The sequence below is a fragment of the Pseudovibrio sp. POLY-S9 genome (assembly GCF_001431305.1).
Taxonomy (GTDB): Bacteria; Pseudomonadota; Alphaproteobacteria; order Rhizobiales; family Stappiaceae; genus Pseudovibrio.
In genome coordinates this window covers 80,239-84,415 of sequence record NZ_LCWX01000243.1, presented here as the reverse complement: position 1 = coordinate 84,415, position 4,177 = coordinate 80,239, and the positions used below count along the sequence as shown (strand labels likewise).

The window sequence follows — 4,177 nt, the reverse complement described above, 5'->3', positions numbered from 1 at the left end:
ACGCCTCCTACTTCCCTAAAATCTTCGGTCCAAATCAGGACGAGCCTCTGGCAATCGAAGAAGTCAAAGCGGCCTTCAACGCATTGGCAGCCCAGATCGGTGATGGCAGAACCGGCGAGGAAGTCGCAGAAGGCTTCCAGAAGATCGCCGTTGAGAACATGGCCAACGCCATCAAAAAGATCTCCGTGCAGCGCGGCTATGACGTAACCGAATACGCCCTCACCTGCTTTGGTGGTGCTGGCGGTCAGAGCGCCTGCATGGTCGCCGACAGTCTCGGCATGAAAACCGTCATCGTGCACCCGCTCTCCGGTATCCTCTCTGCATACGGCATGGGCCTTGCGGACATCCGCGCAACCCGTCAGCAAGCAGTCGTCAAACCTCTGAACACTGACAATCTGGCAGTTCTTGCAGACCTCGCCCAACGCCTTGCAACAGATGCGAAAACAGAGGTCGCAAATCAGGGCGTTGCAGAAGACGAACTCTCTATCCTCCCACGCGCGCACTTGCGCTACGACGGCACCGACACACCAATCGCTGTGGATCTGAACACAAGTGATCTCGACGCCATGATCGCGTCCTTCACTCAGAACCACATCAAACAGTTCGGCTTTGCCTACGAGAACAAGACCATCGTGGTCGAAGCGCTCGAAGTGGAAGCCATTGGCGGCGGCGCTGGCCTGCAGGAGCCAGACGTAGCGCTGGCAGCAAACGCCCCTACCATTGCAGAGCAAACCCAGTTCTACGCAAACGGCAAATGGCAGGATGCCTCCATCCTCAAGCGCGATGCGTTCCAGCCGGGTATGAAGCTGCAAGGCCCTGCCCTCATCATGGAGCCTCACGCCACCATCGTTGTGGAACCGGGCTGGCATGCGCAAGTCAACGCCAAGAACCACATCATTCTAACCCGCACCATCCCGCTGGAGAGAAAAGTCGCTCTCGGCACCACCGCAGACCCAGTGATGCTGGAAGTGTTCAACAACCTCTTCATGTCCATCGCCGAGCAGATGGGCGTTACCCTGCAGAACACCGCGTACTCCGTGAACATCAAAGAGCGTTTGGACTTCTCCTGCGCGGTCTTTGACCAAAACGGCGCACTGGTTGCCAACGCACCGCACATGCCGGTGCATCTCGGGTCCATGGACCGTTCCGTTGAGGCGATCATCTCCCTCAACAAAGGCAGGATCAAACCGGGCGACGTGTTCGCACTCAACGCCCCTTACAACGGCGGCACCCACCTGCCGGATATCACCGTTGTCTCTCCGGTGTTTGATGACGACGGCAAGGAAATCCTGTTCTGGGCGGCCTCCCGTGGTCACCATGCTGATGTCGGCGGCTCCGCTCCGGGCTCCATGACCCCGCTCGCCACCAAGGTGGATGAAGAAGGCGTCTTGATCGACAACTTCAAACTGGTCGATCAGGGCGACTTCCGCGAGGAAGCGCTGGTCGAGCTGCTCACCAACCACAAATATCCGGTCCGCAACGTGCATCAGAACGTGGCCGACCTGAAAGCCCAGATCGCCGCTAATGAGAAGGGCGTTCAGGAACTGCGCAAGATGACAGACCACTTTGGTCTGGAAACTGTGCAGGCCTACATGGGCCACGTGCAGGACAATGCTGAAGAAAGCGTTCGCCGTGTGATCGAAGCACTCTCCGACAGCTCCTACGAATACCCAACGGATCAGGGCTCAACCATCAAAGTCAAGATCACAGTTGATAAGGACAAGCGCGAAGCAACCGTTGATTTCACCGGCACCAGCCCGATGAAACCCAATAACTTCAACGCACCGGAACCCGTCACCCGCGCCGCAGTTCTCTACTGCTTCCGCGTCATGGTAGAAGGTCACATCCCGATGAATGCAGGCTGCCTGCGCCCAATCAACATTGTGGTGCCAGAAGGTTCCATGCTGCGTCCGCATTATCCGGCAGCTGTTGTGGCAGGTAACGTGGAAACCTCACAGCACATCACCAACGCATTGTTCGCAGCCCTTGGTGCCATGGCAAACTCACAAGGTTCCATGAACAACCTGACCTTCGGCAACGACACCTACCAATACTACGAGACCCTGTGCTCCGGCTCTCCGGCTGGCCCCGGCTTCAACGGCACTGATGGCGTTCACGTCCACATGACCAACTCTCGCCTCACTGATCCTGAGGTTCTGGAGTTCCGCTATCCTGTGCTGTTGGAAGACTTCCACATCCGCAAGGAAACAGGCGGCAAAGGCAAGTGGCATGCGGGCGACGGCACCAAACGAACCATCCGCTTCCTGGAAAAGATGGACTGCGCGATCCTCGCATCCCACAGAACCATCGCACCAAAAGGCATGCAGGGCGGCGAAGATGGTCAGAAAGGCCGTACCTACGTGCGCCGCAACTCCGGCCAGATGGAAGAGCTGAAAGGCTGCGACCAGACAATTCTGGAAGCCGGCGAAGCCATCACAGTAGTCCCCCCAACCAGCGGAGGCTGGGGCAAGGCAGAATAGGCTAAGTTCGTCCCTTTAACACACCAACGCCCGGCTCATCTAGCCGGGCGTTTTTTATGAAGATGCAGAAGAGAAGTTACTCTATGTCATATCTGCGTAGGCATGAAACTCTGATGTTTCTTTATCTTGGAATAGGTAAATAGCTGGCTGGCCACCTATCACAACGTTCGAAAGATCAAAGTCTTTTGGGAGGTTCCAATCAGATAAGGCTTCACGGCACGCAGAAATTTTGTCAATTTCATTATTCTCAATGAGGGCGGAACCTGTCACTTCTCCCACAAAAACGAGTGCTTCCTTGCCTGAGAATAACCACTTATTGTCCTGCCAAGTTGAATATCCTGGAGTTCTTGCCGCTATTGTTTCAATCACATCCTGTGACACGCCACTTGGTACGTCATATACATCATTAAAACTCGCCGACCACTTGGCCGCTGCAGAACCGTCGGCGATACACCACGGGCAGACCTCACTAACATCATCCACGCAATATATGGGGCCAACGTACATGAAGTGTTTCTCTTGCTGACAACATTGACAAACGCTGGCCTTCTCGACCACACACCCGTTCTCAACGGGATCCCGAAAATACTCGAAGTGCGGTATTGTCATTTTCACTCCCAATTGCATTAATTATCAAATACCCTCACAGAGAGTAATACTAGTTGGCACATAGGATTTAAGTCTTCAACCAGTCTCCCTGAAGGTAGAGGCTTCTCGATATGAAACTTTAATTCCTATAAAATCACCGTTGTTCTGAGCCGAGTGCACATCAGTATGTAACTTGGTTCAATTGCTTTACGAATTACGTCAGTAGATTTATTCTATTCTGAGAGCCACTCGGTTTAAGAATTTATTACTCTCTGCCAGAAGAAGCCTCAACCAACCGCACACCATAAGCCTCAAACTTCTCATCTGAAGTCACAATCTCCAAACCTTCCGCCTGTGCCTGTGCAATGAGCATTCGGTCAAATAGGTCTTTGTGATGCTCTGGGAGGTAACCAGCCTGTTCACCATGGAAAAGAGAAATCGGCAAGGGTAAGAAACCTTCCTCATCAATAATGCTGGCCAGGCCTTTGGGTGCTGTGAGCTTTCCAATGTTCTGCTTGATTGCGATTTCCCACGAGCTTGCTGCACTTACAAAAACATCATTGCGGGGATCTGCGATAATAGATTGCGCTTTTGCCCCTAATTGCTGGTTGCCAGCAAGCCACCAAAGAAGTGCGTGCGTATCAAGGAGAAGACGTCTCATTCGTCGCCCTCAAAGCCAGAGGTAACCTCTTTAATCTCTTCATTGAAGTCAGCGGCAAGTTTGATCTGCCCCTTGAAGCGTCCGGGTTTACGAGGTTTCAGCTCGCCCTTATGTGGCACAAGGTCAAGGTAGGGCTTTCCAGCTTTGGCAATCACGACACGCTCTCCCTGCCAAACCTTCTCACCAAGCTTGGATAGATTGGACTTCGCTTCATGCATATTGACCTTCATGGCACCTCACCTTAGCTAAACTTAGCTAACTTTACCTCAGAGAGCGGAAATCTGCAAATCTAGTACCCCACAAACACCAATAGCACCACATGGCCTTCCATGCAGTGTTGAACCAGAGTTCTCGGAAGTCGGGATGAGCAAGGCGGCAGGCAATACCTGCGCTACTTGTTTAAAAATGTTTCTTCAGCATTGGCTACACGCCTTGCCCGGGCTTTTTA

Annotated in this window: 4 protein-coding genes; 1 reads left to right on the top strand and 3 read right to left on the bottom strand. The window is 53.2% G+C overall.

Annotated elements, in window-relative coordinates:
* On the top strand, positions 1-2,480 hold a 2,480-nt coding region (locus PPL9_RS27485; protein WP_208989673.1), incomplete at its 5' end, for a hydantoinase B/oxoprolinase family protein.
* An 81-nt stretch (positions 2,481-2,561) separates the two neighbouring features.
* Here PPL9_RS27485 and PPL9_RS27480 read toward each other — a convergent pair.
* The 3 genes from PPL9_RS27480 to PPL9_RS27470 all read right to left on the bottom strand — a co-directional run bounded on the left by PPL9_RS27480 (position 2,562) and on the right by PPL9_RS27470 (position 3,959).
* Positions 2,562-3,089, bottom strand: coding sequence for a CbrC family protein (locus tag PPL9_RS27480; RefSeq protein ID WP_161831483.1), 528 nt, complete (start codon positions 3,087-3,089; stop codon positions 2,562-2,564).
* Positions 3,090-3,333: 244 nt separating this feature from the next.
* Positions 3,334-3,729 (bottom strand): type II toxin-antitoxin system VapC family toxin, encoded by a 396-nt coding sequence (locus PPL9_RS27475; protein WP_057465705.1) that lies wholly within the window; start codon positions 3,727-3,729, stop codon positions 3,334-3,336.
* On the bottom strand, positions 3,726-3,959 hold the full coding sequence (locus tag PPL9_RS27470) for an antitoxin (RefSeq protein WP_057465704.1): 234 nt from the start codon (positions 3,957-3,959) through the stop codon (positions 3,726-3,728). The genes PPL9_RS27475 and PPL9_RS27470 overlap by 4 nt, the downstream gene beginning before the upstream one ends.
* Positions 3,960-4,177: the final 218 nt, after the last annotated feature.